This is a genomic window from Streptomyces sp. AC627_RSS907 (assembly GCF_019049165.1).
In genome coordinates this window covers 1-570 of record NZ_JAGMUE010001233.1, presented here as the reverse complement: position 1 = coordinate 570, position 570 = coordinate 1, and the positions used below count along the sequence as shown (strand labels likewise).

1 pseudogene is annotated in these 570 nt (G+C 73.7%); it reads left to right on the top strand.

From position 1 onward, the window contains the following. Nucleotides 1-96 precede the first annotated feature (96 nt). Nucleotides 97-570, top strand: a pseudogene (locus KUM32_RS41230) (SAM-dependent methyltransferase); the annotation flags it as partial.

Sequence of the window (570 nt, the reverse complement as noted above, 5' to 3'; positions counted from 1 at the left end):
ACACCGGGGCGCGGGTGTCCCCCGGCCCGTTCCGCGCCGGCCCAGTGCCGCTCGCGCGTACGCCGCCCACCACCCAGCACAGATGAGGAACCCCCTGTGAAATTCCGAACGTTCACCAAGCTGGTGCGCAGCAATCACCTCTCACTGGCCCTGCGGATGCCACGCGAGCTGGCTGGTCCCGTGTACCGCGCCTCGTTCCTGGCCGCGGCTGCCAGCAGCGGCGTGCTGCGCCATCTCGCGCGGCAGCCGCTCGACGCGCCCGCGCTCGCCGACGAGCTCGGCATGCACGGCGAGGAGCAACTGCTCGGCGCCTGGCTCGACATGGGGGTGCGGATCGGGGAACTCGGCTCGCGCGACGGGCGCTACCGGCTGCGCGGGCGCCTGGCCAAGTCGCTGGCGCGCCCGGAGGCGGACGCCTACGTGGCGCTGCTCGAACAGCTCATGCGCTTCCACGCCCCGCTGCTCTTGGACGCCCCCGGCATGCTGCGCGAGGGGCGCCGGGTGTCGATCGCCGACCAGGACGGCGCGCTCATCGCCCGCTCGTCCCGCGTGCTCGAACCCGCTGTGCAG